Here is a 15,090-nt window from a genome sequence, read left to right as displayed (position 1 = left end):
CGTAATATCACGACCAATTCGTAAATTTTAACAAAAAAAAGCCTCTAGATTGATTTAGAGGCTTTTCATCAAATAAGAACCATCAACTAAAGCATATATTTCACTGGCAATTGAATTTGAGTATTCACTTTTTCCCCATCCTTCTCCCCGGGAGTCCAGCTTGGAAATGCTTTGACAACACGGATTGCTTCTTCATCACAGCCAGCTCCAATACCTCTTAAAATTTCAGGATTGGAAATAGACCCATCTTTTTGCACCACGAAAGAAACGATCACTACTCCTTCCACTCCTTTTTCCTTTGCCTGCTCTGGATATTTCAAATTCTCACTCATGAATGCCATCAAGCCAGACATCCCACCAGGTGGTTGTGGCATCACATCTACCTCCTGATGAACTTCCTGAGTTTGAGCCGTACCTTCCTGCACATTCATGAAAAAAATCATGAACATCATCAGGGTAGTCATAATAATTGGTTTTGCGTTAGTTTTCATTGTAATACTTTTTTGGGTTTTACCTATTGAATTAATTAGAGATCGGAATCTCAATTTCTTCCGGAGAATCCAATTTTACTTGGGATGGTTCTCTAGAGACTTCACCATTGCCTAGCATAAACCGGATCGGCAATCTCATTCTGGTATTGACAGCTCTGCCTCTCTGATTTCCTGGGGTCCAATCTGGAGAGTTTTGGACTACACGCATCGCTTCCTCATCTGCACCTGCACCAATACCTCTTAAAATTTCTGCATTGGAGACAGATCCATCCTTATTCACCACAAACCTTACGATCACAGTTCCCTCCACTCCCATTCTTCGTGCCTGATCTGGATAGGATAAATTATTGGCCAAGTACTCATTCCAACCTTCCATTCCTCCTGGAGGATTTGGCATGGTTTCTACGATATCAAAAATCTCTCCTCCATCTTTTCCCACATCAGTGATCCTTGCCTTTAAATCTGTAATGCCTACCGCTACTTCTTTTTCCCCATTTAGGACAGGCCCCTCCAATTCCTCATCAACTTGAGCGAGATCACAGGAAAATGCAAAAAACAAAAGCCCCAACACCGGCACTGCCCATAAAAAACGGCTTTTCTCCTTGCTTTGGGATTTGGTTTTGTTCATCATGATAATTCTCTTTTTGGTTTGAAATTGGTTAAAGTTATTCATGAATTGCCACCCCCTTCCGGCTGTTAACAATCTCAAAAGAAGCCTTGAATAGTCAGATTGGGAATAGGATTGAGTCACACCTTGATCGGCCTGAAATTCGTGTACTTCCCTAATAGAATTTTCATAGATGTATATCAAAGGATTGAACCAGAAAACAGTTTTTGCTAACTGTAGAAAAAGTAAATCCCAACTGTGCTTCTTCTTGACATGAACCGATTCATGAAGAATAATCCGTTGCTGATCTTCATCATCCATATGAAACTCAGGTAACAAAATATATTGAAAAAAGGAAGCAGGACTGAAATCAGGGTGCACTGCGATCATTTGATTTTGATAAAAAAGTAAGTTGGATTTACCCAGTAAATTGAACGACTGAAAAAATCCCAAAATCAATCTAGATGCAGTAAATAAGACACCTAGTAAATAAATCCCACCTATTAATTGAAGCCAATTTAGATCAAAAGCATTTTGATTATTTGCCACCTGATCTCCTACCCAAACCAAAGGCAAGGTTACCTCTTGTATCACACCATTGTTTTGAAACAGAGCAAAATCAATGGAAATAGCTGGGATCATCAACGAAATCGCCAACATTGAAAGGAGAAAGCCCCTATTCAAAGAAAAGAAGGTCAATTCACTCAATACCACTCTATAAAAGACCAAAGAGGCAGTAAGGCAAATACTGGCCTCGAGTAAATAGGTTAATAGCTCATTCATTTTTCTTTGGGTTTTCGTAGTCCTCAATTAGCTTTTGCAAATCCTGGATCTCATCATCAGAGATATTCTTTTCTTTAACCATAAAGGAAAGAAAGTTACTAACAGAACCTTCAAAGAAATTCTTGACGATTCTATTGATGCTCTTTTTACTATACTCTGCCTGGGAGATGATAGGGAAAAACAAATGGGTGGTTCCATAGGTCTTATGACTGAGATACCCCTTCTTTTCCAATAATCTGATGGAAGAAGCCAAAGTAGTGTAAGGTGGTTTTGGTTCAGGCAATTCCTCCAAAACATCTCTGACCAAGGCATTTTCAAGCTTCCAAAAGATGCCCATGATCAATTCTTCGTTGTGGTTCAATTCATTCATGCAACTAATCTAAAATGAATTTTTTAAAAACCCTACGAAATTTTCATATATCTACGATTTTATTGTTGCAATTCATTTAAACATCTTTTCAAACCGGAATTTTCCATGGTAAAAAAGATATTTTTTTAAAATATTATTTAGCAGAAGTAAGCCTCTATCAAATTTAAAATCTATTTTTTTGTAGTTAATCCCTATAAAATATTTTTTACCAATATTTTCTGTTAAATTATCTGAAGGTAAGGGCCATTAGTATGGATAGTCACAGCAGTTTATCCATCCCATCCATACTTGTGGGACTCTACTTCAAAAAAATTCTTCATGAAGCAAAAACCAGAAGCTGACTCCATTTTATTTCTTTAATCCGTCGGCTGAAAAAGTTTATTGGTTAACTACATGCAAGGGTTAGGGCGGCCATTTTTAGAAACGCACTACAAACACTGAATAGATCCTAATTCTTCAATGAATCAAGACCATTCAATTGATAAGAGATGAGTGTAGATAAAGAATACTTACTTCAAAAATCAAAAGAAGAAATACTCAAGATATTCACTTCTGAGTACCCTTTGGAAAAGATTCCTGACTTTATCGCTGAAGAAGTGAGCGGTTTTGGCACTACCCAAGATGAACGGGCCCATAATTTTCAAGAGTTCATGAATATGTTGGATTTACAAAACCAACAATCCCAAGTAATGGGCATTGAAGTTTCCTTTGTAGAAAAGCCTTTTCATCAATGGCAAAATCCTTCCAATGACCTTGCACTCTTAGTTCAGGAATTTGATTTAACTGTCAAAAGTAAGCTTGGAGTCAATACTATTGACTTTAGGTTGAGTAGTCTTTTTGAATGGAAACAAGATTCCTGGAAACTCATCCATTGGCATGGAAGCACCCCTGTCAATGTGGAAAAAGATGCCTGGCATATGACGGAGTGGCAGAAAAAAAACGATGAGTTGAAACAAAAAGTCGCCGAGCAAACACAAGACTTAATGTTGAAGAATGAGCAACTCCAAAAAGCAAAAGAACAGATAGAGGACACCTTAAAAGAGCTAAAAGAAACGCAGGACCTTCTGATTCAATCAGAAAAGATGGCTTCTCTGGGAGAGTTGACCGCTGGGATTGCCCATGAGATCCAAAATCCTCTCAATTTCGTCAACAACTTCTCAGAATTAAGTAATGAATTACTTGAGGAAATTGAGGAAGAAATCGAAAATCAAGACTTTGAGGAGGTGAAGGCCATATGTCAGGACCTGAAAGGAAACTTGGAAAAAATCAACCATCATGGCAAAAGAGCCGACTCTATTGTCAAAGGAATGCTTCAACATTCCCGAGCAAGCACTGGTCAAAAGGAATGGACAGACCTTAATGGCTTGGCCGATGAATATTTAAGATTGGCCTACCATGGCTTACGTGCCAAAGACAAATCCTTCAATTCTGAATTGAAATTGGATCTTGATCCTAATTTGCCTAAAGTAGAAATCGTAGCCCAGGACTTTGGAAGAGTGTTATTAAATATGATCAATAACTCTTTTTACTCAGTCAATGAAAAAAAATCACAACTCGGAGAATCATTCCAACCTGTAGTATCCGTTTCCACCAAAAAGATGGGCGATCAAATTCAATTGAAAATCAGCGATAATGGAAATGGAATTCCTGAAGAAATAAGACATAAAATCTTCCAGCCATTCTTTACTACTAAAGAAACTGGACAAGGAACTGGTTTAGGCCTAAGTCTAAGTTATGATATAATCAAAGCGCATGGAGGTACTATCAAGGTAGAAAGCAAAATAGGTGAAGGAACCTCCATCTTAATTGAAATTTCACAAAAGAAGGAATGAAATGAAGATGAATCATCAATCCTATATAAACTTTTTGTCAACATGCTGTTTGCTGTTGTTTTTCGCATCATGCAAGCAAAGTTCAGAAGTTCCTTTTCCAGATAATCCATCCGGACTTTCCACGCCTGTCACCAAGCCTTTTTCCTTTCCTGAATTCGCACCTTTTGAATGGGAAAAAATCGAACAGGAGAACCTTCCTAAAATCTCGAAAATAAATTTCCGTTTAAGTAATTACCCTTCCCAACACTTTTCCATCCATGATTTCAAACCCCTTCTAGCCCCTATTTCCAAGAGTCCAATTAATTGGAAAAACCCTGAAGAAATTCAAATCAACCTAGATACTATTCAAACAGAAACCGTTCCCCATATCAGGTATTTGTTAGAGGAGCCCACCATCACCAAGCTTGGCTCCTTGACAAAATGGGAAAACACAACTTCAGGAATTTTAAGAATCGGACAATCAGAAGGACTTTTGGGAAACTCGGTATATGCCATACTTGACGATCTCCAAGGATCCATTTGGTTTTCCACAGAGAAAGGAATTCATCGGTTTACTGGAGACCAGTTTGAAAACTACAATTTCACCCAAAGAACATTGGATGGAAATCAGGATCCAATTTCAGAAATGATTTTACTTTCTGATGGAAAAATTGCCATGATAGCCAATGGAACAGGATTGTATCTGTTAGATATACAAATCAAACTGGTTGAACAATATAAAATCGGCTCCGATTTCATTAGGTTAATGGAAGATGAAAAAGGACTTATTTGGTTTTCCAATACCCAAAGAGGAGTTTCATTCATTGATAGAGAAACCAAAACGATCAAGTTTTTAACTGCCTTGACAGAAAAGACCGGGATTTTTTCGGCAGGTCTATTTATGGATTCAAATCGAAATATTTGGATAGGTTTCATTGGAAAAATCGGCATACTAAACCCTCAAAGAAACGTCATTAGAATACTGGACGAACAAAGCGGATATGATATAAAATCAATTGCTGCCAATTTCAAAGAAGATTCCAATGGAGTGGTTTGGATTGGGAATTTTTCTGATGAAGCCAAAGGAATCTCTTTAGAAAGTGAAGAGTTATGGACATTGGGCAACAAACAAGGGTATTTTGGACAAGGGAAGTCTTTTCAAATTGACTCAAAAGAAAGGTTGTGGATAGTGGACAATGATACCATTACCTTATATGACCCCCATAAAAACCTGATGAAAAAAATTCCAACAGGAGCAGAAGTCAGAGGTGCTGGAATTCCTAGTGCTTCTTTACTGGACTCAAAAGGAAATCTCTGGGTAGGAACTACGTTGGTTGGAACCTTATTAATCAATCCTACAGGTATTCTTGCAGAGCATTTTGATAAATCAAATGGTCTGGCCAGCAATGACACCTGGGGTATGGCAGAAGATAAAAACGGAAAAATCTGGCTGGCTACTTATGAAGGGATCAATGTATATGATCCTGATCTAGAAAAACTTTACTTAATAAAATTCCCAAATGACTTACTCGTAAACAATTACAGATCTATCAGTAAACTCAAAAACGACAGATTGTTTATTGGAGGAATTAGAGGATATGTGATTATTGATTTAGAACAAAATAGTGCGGAACTATTTCAATTTAAAGCCGAAGTTTCTAGAATATTCTGGAAGGCTCATGAAAAAAATGACGGATCTATTTGGATGGGAACTCTGGATGGATTGATCAAATATGAACCGGCTGAAAATAGTTTTTACAAAATAGATGAATTCTCAGGGCTTTCTTCCAGTAGAATTTGGCTCATTGAAGAAGATAAAAACGGGAAACTCTGGTTAGGAAATGACTTAGGAATCAATGTATTGGATCCCTCAAATAATACCGTTACTTATTTAGGGAAATTCAATGGTTTAACGAGTGATTATGTATCCATGCTTCTTCAAACGCCACAAAAGGAATTGGTTTTTGGAGGTGACAATGGATTTTCAATCCTTAATCTGGACTCCATGAGCATCACCAATGTTCTTCCTGAAAACGGAATGGTACCTCCTATTATGTATGATATGCTTGCCGTAGGTGAAGATATTTATGTAGGGTCTGAAAATGGAATTGTAAAAGTGGTTAGACCAACCTCCAAAAACCCGGATAAACCATGGAAATTTACTAGGTTCGGTAAACCCGAAGGGTTTCCTTTTAACGATTATAACCAGGCAACTGCCATTTATACCTCTACCGGACAAATGTGGTGGGCAGCAGCGCCTATTCTTTCCGTGATAGAACAAAAAGCTGAAATAGATACCATTAAACCGACTGTGAGTATCTCTTCGGTTAAGGTGATGGGTGAAAGCCCCAAATTTATAAACTCTTCCTATTTAAAAAACCAGCTTTCAGATACGGATTCTATTTACAGTGCTGATCAATCTATTTTATATACCAAAAGCACCTTGCCTTTGGATTCAGGGCTAATAAACCATGAAAAAATAAAATGGGATAGTTTAAACCTGGCAAGTGGTTTACCAATTGGCATGAAAGTGCCCTATGACCAAAACTCCTTTAATTTTTCATTCAACAATCCCGCAATCAAGGGCAGAGATAAAATTCTATACCGCTATGTATTAGAAGGAGCAGATGATTCTTGGTCCTCCCCATCTCCTATCAGCAACTCCAAAAACTATTATAATTTAGTTCCGGGAGAATATAATTTTAAAGTTGCAACGAGTGGATTCAACGGAGTTTGGAGTGATCCAGCCTCCTTTGAGTTCACCATTCTTCCTCCTTGGTGGCAAACCTGGTGGGCTTACCTCCTATTTTTCACCTTATTCTCAGGCTTGACTTATATCATCGTGTATTTACGTTCGCAATGGCTTCAAAAAGAGAATAGAATTTTAGAGGAAAAGGTAACCCATCGGACTATTCAGCTGAAAGAAAAAATCGAGGAACTTAAAAACACACAAACTCAATTAATCCAGTCTGAGAAAATGGCCTCACTGGGTGAATTGACAGCTGGAATTGCCCATGAAATACAAAACCCACTGAACTTTGTAAATAATTTCTCAGAGGTAAATGCTGAATTATTGGTTGAATTAAAAGAAGAAATGGATGCTGGCAACAAAGAGGAAGTTGCGGAACTCATCAAAGACATCATTGAAAATGAAGAAAAAATAAACTTACATGGCAAAAGGGCCGATGCCATTGTAAAAGGCATGCTTCAACATAGCCGATCCAGTAATGGACAGAAAGACCCTACGGATATCAATGCTTTGGCGGATGAATACCTAAGGCTTTCCTACCATGGATTAAGAGCAAAAGACAAATCCTTCAATGCCAATATGGAAACGGATTTTGACCCAACTTTGCCTAAAATCAATGTGGTAGCACAGGATGTAGGGAGGGTAATCCTCAACCTCATCACCAATGCATTCCATGCAGCTTCCGAAAAGAAGCAAAAGTTAAATGGCAGCGAATTCATTCCCACTGTAAAAGTGACTACCAAAAATTATCAAGACCATATCGAGATCTTGATCAAAGACAACGGAAATGGTATTTCCGATTCGGTTAAACAAAAGATTTTCCAACCATTTTTCACGACTAAACCTACAGGCCAAGGTACAGGCCTGGGACTATCCCTCAGCTATGATATCATTAAATTTCATGGAGGGGAAATTCAAGTGGATTCGGAACTTGGTTCAGGAGCACAATTCAAACTTATTATTCCAAAACTTTAGATTATGAAAATTCTTGTTGTAGACGATGAAGTAGACGTGAAAACCTTATTTGAACAGCGGTTCAGAAAGGAAATACGTTCTAAAGCAGTAGACTTTGTCTTCGCTTTTTCAGGAAAAGAGGCATTGCAGTACATTGATCAATTGAATCACGAAGCAATCCTAATTCTCTCTGATATCAATATGCCCGGCATGAGCGGCTTGGAGCTTTTGAAAGAGATTAAGCAAAAAGAGCTCGTCCCAAAGCCCATCGTCATGATGATATCAGCTTATGGAGACGAGCAAAATTACAATACCGCCAAAAGTTTGGGGGCTGATGAGTTTTTGACTAAACCCGTAGATTTTAAACTATTGAAAGAAAAACTTCAATTAAACTGACAATTAGCTCCTTCATGTTTGGCTTACTTGTTTTTGAACCATCCCAAAAACATAAAATAGCTCAGAGGCAATCTGAATGGATCGTTCCCTATACATTTGACGCTCTAGTTCAGTGTCATCAAATAATTTTGGGTCCTCATATTTCAAAGGAAGTCTGACTTCTGCCCCAGGTATAAATGGACAATTTTTATCCGCATGGTCACAGGTCATTACGGCTGCAAAATCATTCTTTGGGTTGATTTCATCAGAGAAAATTTTTGAAAACGCAATGATAGCAGCCCGGTCCTTGGCATATTTAATCTCATAAGTAGGATTTGATCCAGGGCTTGATTGAATTTCAAAGCCCATTTCTTTTAAAGAGTTTATAGCCCTAGGATTAAATGCGGTAATTTCTACACCCCCTGAATAACTTCCAATATCAATCCCATAATAATCTGAAGCCACCTGAGCCCAAACTTGGGAGAACTGACTCCTGCGGCTATTATGAGTACATATAAAGTTCAAATTGACCGGATCGCCATTATTCAGCTTTTGAGTGATATATTGGATCAAAGGAGCTAACTCCAGTTTCCGGCTCTCCTGAATAGGAGTTTGTTGAACCTCAGTAAGGGTTTGCTCTAATTTTGGATAAAGCTCCATGACGTTAATTTAACAACAGCTTCCTTCTGGTGAACAAGAAATTGCTGCCTCTATTTCATTTATTGATAATTCAGTACTTGAATTAGGAGCTCCACAGGTTTCTTTGGCTAGGCAGGTAGTCTGTTTACTAGTCAAATATATGTTTCCATCCATGACTTGAATGCCATATTTACCGATGGTATCTCCTTGGTATTCTACCTCAATTCCATGATCCTCTAAGCCCAAAGCTTGGATGGACAAGTCAATGATATGTAAAAGCTTCTTGGCTCCTAATCTATGATTAAAATCCCCATCTTCCCAAAGCTGGAATGATACTGATTTCTCTTCCCTGATTTTTCCGCCACAATCAATGAATTTCTTATTGATTTGGCCTATTTCAGTGACGTGAAAATGGGAAGGAATCAGCTCACCATTCGGAAGAACAAATCTCAACTCTTCCAATCCTTTCAATTCTGTGATTAACTCTGATAGTTTCATAGCTATTAATTGTAATATTACGATAAATAAATTCAAATTTTTTTCTCCTTTAATGAAACCCAACAGAAACTTTCTCTACCAACATTCTTTTGGAGAGAGAAATTTTGGAAAAAAATTCATTAAAGATGAAATGCATTGACGTGATCTTTTAATACATCGTAATATTACGATTAAATAAGAAATAAAAAAAGGATTATTCCTTTTTTATAAAAATCGATTCGTTTAATACCGGAGAAACAAGAAAATAACCCAAGACTTTTCCTTTGCCCGAATCCACTTTAAAATTGGTTTCAGGGTTTTGTGGAGGAGGGCTAAACAATCCCCCGTCATTGAATAACAACCCTACCAATTGCGTGAAATAATCATAGGTATCTTTGTTCATACGGAACAATTCAAGTCTCACCCTATCCCCTTCTTCGAAAGGATAATTCAACTCCAAGCCTTCTTCAAAAAACTTCAATCCAAACGTATCGTCAAACAATAGGTAATCATCCCGATCATTTCTTAAGGTATCGTTTTCAATTACCCGAATCCTATAATAATTATCTTCTTCAAAAGGGATCTTCCCATAAACTTTGATGTAATATCCCTCCTCTCTAAACAATCGTTCTTCCTGGTAGCTATAGGTCAAACTATCTAAAGTTGGCGCTTCTAGCATCAACCCTCTTGCTGAATACAATTCATCTTCCCATCTCACTTGTACTTCATAGGTCACCCCAACTTTTGCTACATAATTATCTGATATAGGTTTATAACTTTTGGTTTCATTATTAAATCGAAAGGGGATCCGCTCTTGGGTTCCAGGCACCAATATGGATACCTCTGCTTCAGAAATGATGGTTATATCTGTCGTATCAAAATAGTTTTCAGCCAAGGAAACTTTCACTTCATTAAAAAATGGTCTATCGGTCCAAGTTGCTTCGATCACAGGTACTACCTCATCCAACGTAGTTAATGGAAGTGTTACCTCTTCTTGACAAGAAAAAAGTCCCATTATTACTAGTAAGTAGCCTAATTTTTTCATCTTAAAATTGAAAGTTATAGGTGATGGAGGGTAAAAAAGTAAATAAATAAGTCATCACAATCCCTTGCTCTTTGGACACCACGGGGCCGTCCACATCTGGATCATAATTTATTTGACCATTAAATAGCTCTCTGAATTCATAAGCAAAAGGATTCTTCCTTCCATACAAATTATAGATACTAAAATTCCAACTCCCTTTCCATTTCCTTCCCTTATCCGGGTTTTTCCAAGTGATAGAGGCATCCATTCGGTGATAATCAGGAAAACGATCTGTATTTCTGTATTCAGAGTAAAGAGGTATCACTTGATTGTCTACCTCATAGGTCCCTATAGGAAATGAAACCGCCTGTCCAGTAGTGTACACAAAAGTCAAGCCTGCTGACCATGCAGGAGAAAACTCATGATTCAATACCAAAGTAACATCATTGGGTCTATCATATCGTGGGTTATATCGCTCCCCTAAACTTATTCCATCAATCTTCCTCCAGGTCCTTGAATAAGTATATGAAAGCCAACCTGTGGTCTTTCCTACATTTTTTCTTACTAAAAATTCTACTCCATAAGCATAGCCATCTCCTGTCAGAATCTCCGTCTCAACCTGATCCGTAAAAAGCACTGAGGCCCCATTTTTTAGGTCAATAACATTTCTGATATCCTTGGCATAGGTTTCTACAGAAAATTCCCATTTATTATCCAAGAAATTTTTGTAAAACCCAATAGATACCTGATCTGATCGCAATGGAGCCATATATTTCCCTGCAAGGATCCATCGGTCAATAGGAAGTCCTGCTGAACTATTGGTAGCAATTTGTACGTATTGAAAATTTCTGTTGTAGGCAGCTTTGATTGAAAATTCATCATTTACCAAATATCTAAAGGCTAACCTTGGCTCTAGCCCTTGATAGAAATGCATGGGTTTAAAACTAGCATATCCAATACTGTCAACTTCAACTTCTTCATCTGGAATTCCACCTTCATAGAAGTAATCTACCCCCTTTCCTATCTGATGGTAAAATCCCCATCTCAATCCCAATTCAGCACTTAATTTAGGGCTTAACTCCTTTGTCATTCCTGCAAAGACACTAGTTAGAATTCCGTTTTTCGGATTGGTGGTGATTGGTTCGATGGCACTTCCTCCTTTAGGATCTAAACCAATGGGTGCAAAATGGTAATATTGACTTTGAAATCCCCAATAGGATTGGAATCGGTCTGTTTTGTTCCAACTCCATTGTCCCTTCATCCCAGATTCCGAAAGCTTATTTCTCCAACTAAAACCATTATCCGGATCTTCAAAATCTACTTGATAATTATATCTGGAGTGGTATGCTTCTAAATCGAAAAACGAATTCTCAGAAATGGTATGTCCCCAGGTAGCCGAACTCACCCAATTTCTCCAGCCTAACCCGAACTGGTCGTCCAACCCTAAAAAATCACTTCCTTCATAGCTGGAAAAAGTCAATTTATCTTTGTCACCTAAACGAAATGCGAATTTGGCACTTAAATCATGAAAGTTTAATTTATTGTTCCTTATATCCTCGTTATTGGAGAGTTTCAAAAATAGATCCGCATAGGTTCTCCTCCCTGATATTGCAAAAGTCGAATTCTCAGAAAAAAGTGGACCATCCAGCATCAATCGAGAAGAAATCGTTCCAATTCCTCCCTGACCATGAATTTGATCATTATTCCCTTCTTTTAAAGAAACATCCACCAAAGCGGAAAGTCGCCCACCATAACTAGCAGGCATATTACCTTTGTATAAATCTACCTGATCTAACGCATCCGGACTAAAGACTGAAAAGAAACCAAAAAAGTGAGAAGGGTTATAAACAGGGGCACCATCCACCTGAACCAAGTTTTGGTCTGCAGATCCACCACGTACAAATAATCCTGTGGTTCCTTCACCAGCAGTCTGAATTCCTGGAAGAAGTTGCAAACTCCTAAGCAAATCCACTTCTCCGAATAATGCAGGGATGTTCTTGATGGTTTCAATAGGAATCCTTGATTTTCCTGTTTCCAAATTCCGGACCTGTTCATCAGGCCTCCTTTCTTGAATGATGATTTCATCCAAAGAAAGCTCTGAAGGTTTTAAGAAAAATCGAACATCTTTACCTTCTTCAATTTTCGAAATAGTTCGGATTGACTGTTCATATCCAACATAGGATACCACTAATTTTGAGGGCAATTCCCGGCTTTTCAGTCGGAATTTCCCATTTAAATCAGTCACTACCCCAGATGAAACGTCCTCTTCCCAATATACGCTTGCTCCAATTAATGGCTCGGAATTACTCGCGTCCAGGACTTCTCCGATTAGTATAGAATTGTTTTGAGCCGAAAGTGTACCTGATATCCCAAATAGTATCCAGACAAATAAAAAAATGAAATCCTTACGGAAAAGCTGCATTCTTCGATCTTTAGTGCTTTAACTTCATTGTTATACTAATATTTAAAATTAATGTTTGTTAATTTTCTCAATTCTTTAGGCATGCATCCGACCACTCGTTTATTAGCTGCTTTTAAAGTAAGGTTTATTTTATAATTTCAGGCCATGATTTGGGCATATCCCGACGTAAAACTCACACTCTTATTAGCCGGTATTTTTGGCTTGTTATATTTCGTTTACCTAACTAGGTATTGGTCAATCAATAAGCGGCTAGAAGTAGAAAAAAGAAGACTATTTACCAAAATGGTACTTAGGACTACCTATTTCGTATTATTTCTTATAGCATTTGCGGGTCCCTCCATTGGTACTTCTACCAAAGAGATAAAAGAAGAGGGCAAAGATATATTCATTGCGGTGGACCTTTCCCAATCCATGAATGCCACTGACATAGGACCTAGTAGACTTCAGCGGGTGAAGTTTGAATTAAAAGAACTGACTAAAAGCTTTCCTTCAGACCGAATAGGTTTGATCATATTTAGCTCAGAGGCATTTTTACAATGCCCACTGACCTTTGACCAAAGCGTACTTCAACTTTATATTGATGGATTGAATACCGGATTGGTTCCCAATTTTGGGACCGACTTGAATTCTCCACTTCGAATTGCCTTGGATCGGTTTGAAAAAGATGAAAGTCAAGAAGTGAAATCCAAATCAGTGATCTTGATTTCTGACGGAGAAAACTTTGGTGATGAATTGGAAGGAATAGGCGGTCAACTGAATGACCTAGGAGTTAAAGTATTTTCCTTGGGTATAGGAACGGAAGCAGGAAGCACCATCCCAAGGGGAAATGGCGTGGTGATCGATCCTCAGACCGGAGAACCTGCTAGGTCCGTCCTAGAGAGAACTCCTCTCCAACAAATTGCTGCTGAAACAAACGGTCAGTATTTTGAGATTTCTGATCAAGTCCAAGAGATCGGTGAATTGATCAACAGTTTAGAGAGATTAGAAGGTGGAGTGACGGGCTCCAGAATTGTGGAAGCCTCAGCAAATAAGTATTTCTATTTTCTTCTTGCTGCATTAGCCCTATCTTTAATAGATATGATTTTACCCATTAAAACCATTAAATTATAATGATGAGTTGGAGCAAAGTTTTATTGGCAACCTTGATGCTAATTCCTGCCTCCTGGACTCGGGTTTCACGCCTCAATACAGCCATTGAGGAAGCGGAAGAAAGTTACTCCAAGACGGAGTATGAGCTTTCTGTTGAAAAGCACTTGGCTTTAATAGAAAACTTTCAATATGCTTCCCCCCATTTGGATTTTGATCTTGGATTAAGTTATCAATATTCTGAGAAGCCGGAGGAAGCGGCTGCCTCTTTTGACAAGGCTTCGATCTCTCCTGACAAAACCATTTCTTCATTTTCCTTCAATCAATCCGGTGTGCTACTTGGAAATAAGCAGGAATATGAGGCTGCATTAAATAAATTTCAGTCTGCATTGATCAAAGACCCCACCAATGAAGTGGCCCGTTATAACTATGAAATGTTGGCTCGCTGGTTGCAGAGGGATGAGGAGCGCAAAAATGAAGATCAAAATAAGCCCGAGCCATCCGAGTTTGCCAAGCGTAAAAAAGCAGAGGCAGATCGTTTAGTGGAACAATTTAGATTTAAAGATGCGTTGAACTTAATGAACGAGGCTTTGCAGCAGGATGAAACTGTTGCTGCCTATCAAGAGTTTATTAGTACCTTAACCGAAGTCACAGAAATCGATGAAAACTAGAATACTAACATTTCTCGGATTAATCTTTATGCTTGCCTGGTTTCCAGTAAGTGCACAGACTTCTGGAGATTATTTTAACAGAGCGGCAAGGTCTTATGTAAAAACAGAAAAAGAACAAGCTTTAAATACTGTAAATGAAGGACTTGGAAAGTTTCCGGGAGATGTAAAGCTTCAGGCTTTGAAAGAAAAACTGGAAAAAGAACAAGAGGAAGAACAGGATAAACAAGAACAAAACCAAGACCCTCAGCAAAATCAGGATCAGCAACAGAAAGATGATAATCAGCAGGGAGAAGGAGAACAATCTGAACAGCAACAGCAAAAAGATCAGGGAGAAAAGACCCAAGAAGATCAAGCAAAAGAGGGACAGGAAGGAGATCCATCGGAGCAAACAGAAGATGAGGTAGGCGAAAATGCCAACGATCAAATGGATGCCAATTTAGAGGATAGACAAAAGGCCATGGAAGAGTTTAAAGAAAAACTCAAAGCCATGAATTTGACCCCCGAACAAGCTGCCCAAATTTTGGAGAGTATGAATGCTGCAGAATTGCGATACATCCAGCAGAATAAGAAAAAGCCTACTCAAAGACCAAAAAGAGGGATTCCGGATTGGTAAATCAAGGGATTGCATAGG

12 protein-coding genes and 2 pseudogenes are annotated in these 15,090 nt (G+C 38.3%); 6 read left to right on the top strand and 8 right to left on the bottom strand.

Annotation, left to right across the window (positions count from 1 at the left end; all coding sequences use genetic code 11):
- Positions 1–86: 86 nt before the first annotated feature.
- The 4 genes and pseudogenes from BUR11_RS05160 to BUR11_RS05150 all read right to left on the bottom strand — a co-directional run bounded on the left by BUR11_RS05160 (position 87) and on the right by BUR11_RS05150 (position 2,251).
- Positions 87–491, bottom strand: a complete 405-nt coding sequence (locus BUR11_RS05160; RefSeq protein WP_074223729.1) for an energy transducer TonB — start codon at positions 489–491, stop codon at positions 87–89.
- Between the two features lie 109 nt (positions 492–600).
- Positions 601–915: pseudogene (locus BUR11_RS21415) on the bottom strand (energy transducer TonB); the annotation flags it as partial.
- A 216-nt stretch (positions 916–1,131) separates the two neighbouring features.
- Positions 1,132–1,488, bottom strand: a pseudogene (locus BUR11_RS21410) (M56 family metallopeptidase); the annotation flags it as partial.
- Between the two features lie 385 nt (positions 1,489–1,873).
- Positions 1,874–2,251 (bottom strand): BlaI/MecI/CopY family transcriptional regulator, encoded by a 378-nt coding sequence (locus BUR11_RS05150; RefSeq protein ID WP_074223727.1) that lies wholly within the window; start codon positions 2,249–2,251, stop codon positions 1,874–1,876.
- Between the two features lie 488 nt (positions 2,252–2,739).
- Between BUR11_RS05150 and BUR11_RS05145 the strand changes: the two genes are divergently transcribed.
- Genes BUR11_RS05145 through BUR11_RS05135 form a run of 3 tightly spaced genes read left to right on the top strand, consistent with a single transcriptional unit; the run spans position 2,740 to position 8,161 of the window.
- On the top strand, positions 2,740–4,083 hold the full coding sequence (locus tag BUR11_RS05145) for an ATP-binding protein (RefSeq protein ID WP_084560861.1): 1,344 nt from the start codon (positions 2,740–2,742) through the stop codon (positions 4,081–4,083).
- 55 nt (positions 4,084–4,138) lie between these two features.
- Positions 4,139–7,786: an ATP-binding protein gene (locus tag BUR11_RS21085; protein ID WP_074223726.1), complete on the top strand. Its 3,648-nt coding sequence runs from the start codon at positions 4,139–4,141 to the stop codon at positions 7,784–7,786.
- A 3-nt stretch (positions 7,787–7,789) separates the two neighbouring features.
- Complete coding sequence (locus BUR11_RS05135) at positions 7,790–8,161, top strand: response regulator (RefSeq protein ID WP_074223725.1); 372 nt, start codon at positions 7,790–7,792, stop codon at positions 8,159–8,161.
- A gap of 12 nt (positions 8,162–8,173) precedes the next feature.
- On the opposite strand, the gene BUR11_RS05130 is transcribed toward BUR11_RS05135, so the two are convergent.
- The 4 genes from BUR11_RS05130 to BUR11_RS05115 all read right to left on the bottom strand — a co-directional run bounded on the left by BUR11_RS05130 (position 8,174) and on the right by BUR11_RS05115 (position 12,702).
- Positions 8,174–8,800: a low molecular weight phosphatase family protein gene (locus BUR11_RS05130; RefSeq protein ID WP_074223724.1), complete on the bottom strand. Its 627-nt coding sequence runs from the start codon at positions 8,798–8,800 to the stop codon at positions 8,174–8,176.
- A 9-nt stretch (positions 8,801–8,809) separates the two neighbouring features.
- Complete coding sequence (locus tag BUR11_RS05125) at positions 8,810–9,277, bottom strand: DUF6428 family protein (protein WP_074225122.1); 468 nt, start codon at positions 9,275–9,277, stop codon at positions 8,810–8,812.
- 193 nt (positions 9,278–9,470) lie between these two features.
- Positions 9,471–10,301 carry a DUF4249 family protein gene (locus tag BUR11_RS05120; RefSeq protein WP_074223723.1) on the bottom strand — a complete coding sequence of 277 codons (831 nt, stop codon included), beginning with the start codon at positions 10,299–10,301 and terminating at the stop codon, positions 9,471–9,473.
- Position 10,302: 1 nt separating this feature from the next.
- Positions 10,303–12,702 (bottom strand): TonB-dependent receptor, encoded by a 2,400-nt coding sequence (locus BUR11_RS05115; RefSeq protein WP_074223722.1) that lies wholly within the window; start codon positions 12,700–12,702, stop codon positions 10,303–10,305.
- Between the two features lie 144 nt (positions 12,703–12,846).
- Here BUR11_RS05115 and BUR11_RS05110 point away from each other — a divergent pair, with 144 nt between their 5' ends.
- The 3 genes from BUR11_RS05110 to BUR11_RS05100 are packed head-to-tail and all read left to right on the top strand — an operon-like array spanning position 12,847 to position 15,072.
- Entirely contained in the window at positions 12,847–13,812 is a 966-nt protein-coding gene (locus tag BUR11_RS05110) for a VWA domain-containing protein (RefSeq protein WP_074223721.1), read from the top strand.
- Positions 13,812–14,459 (top strand): hypothetical protein, encoded by a 648-nt coding sequence (locus BUR11_RS05105; RefSeq protein ID WP_234982102.1) that lies wholly within the window; start codon positions 13,812–13,814, stop codon positions 14,457–14,459. The genes BUR11_RS05110 and BUR11_RS05105 overlap by 1 nt, the downstream gene beginning before the upstream one ends.
- Positions 14,449–15,072, top strand: a complete 624-nt coding sequence (locus BUR11_RS05100) for a hypothetical protein (protein ID WP_074223720.1) — start codon at positions 14,449–14,451, stop codon at positions 15,070–15,072. Before BUR11_RS05105 ends, BUR11_RS05100 begins: the two co-directional genes overlap by 11 nt.
- Positions 15,073–15,090 lie beyond the last annotated feature (18 nt).

The sequence above is a fragment of the Algoriphagus halophilus genome (genome assembly GCF_900129785.1).
Lineage (GTDB): Bacteria > Bacteroidota > Bacteroidia > Cytophagales > Cyclobacteriaceae > Algoriphagus > Algoriphagus halophilus.
Note: the sequence above shows the minus strand (reverse complement) of the source record. Positions and strands in the feature narration are given on the sequence as shown.